Genomic DNA, 548 nt, shown 5'->3' with positions numbered 1-548 from the left:
GTTGTTGACTGTGACAGTGGAATAATTTTAAATTCAACAATCACAAAAGATCCTACTGATCATTACCAATTGCCTATTCAAATAGAACAACTTCAAAAAATACTAGATCATGATTTAACCAAATCTAGAATATTAGCCGATAATGGATTTAACACCCAAGACACAGCTAAATATCTTCATGATAATGGATTTGATGCTTACATGCCTAGTAAAGCTCAAGCCAGTGCTGATAAAAATAAAAAACCTGGAAAATTTTCCAAAGCAAATTTCACACGAAACTACGAAAAAGATTGCTTCATCTGCCCACTAAATGAAGAACTACCATTTAAAAATGAGTACGAAAAAGATAATAAGTTTAGAAAAGTTTATTATACAAATAAATGTAAAAATTGCCCATATAAATCCGAATGCTCACCTAAATCCAACTATAGGATCATAACGGTTTACACAAATAAATATCAAGATGCACTAGAAATAAAACTTAACATCCCTGAAAACAAAGAAATATACAAGAGAAGAATAGTTGTGGAACGATCTTTCGCACATAT

The 548-nt window shown here is 30.7% G+C and carries 1 protein-coding gene; it reads left to right on the top strand.

The window, feature by feature from the left end; translation table 11 throughout:
* On the top strand, nucleotides 1–548 hold a 548-nt coding region (locus MBFIL_RS05495), incomplete at both ends, for a transposase (protein ID WP_211261727.1).

This window comes from Methanobrevibacter filiformis (genome assembly GCF_001639265.1).
Taxonomy (GTDB): domain Archaea; phylum Methanobacteriota; class Methanobacteria; order Methanobacteriales; family Methanobacteriaceae; genus Methanacia; species Methanacia filiformis.
Note: the sequence above shows the minus strand (reverse complement) of the source record. Positions and strands in the feature narration are given on the sequence as shown.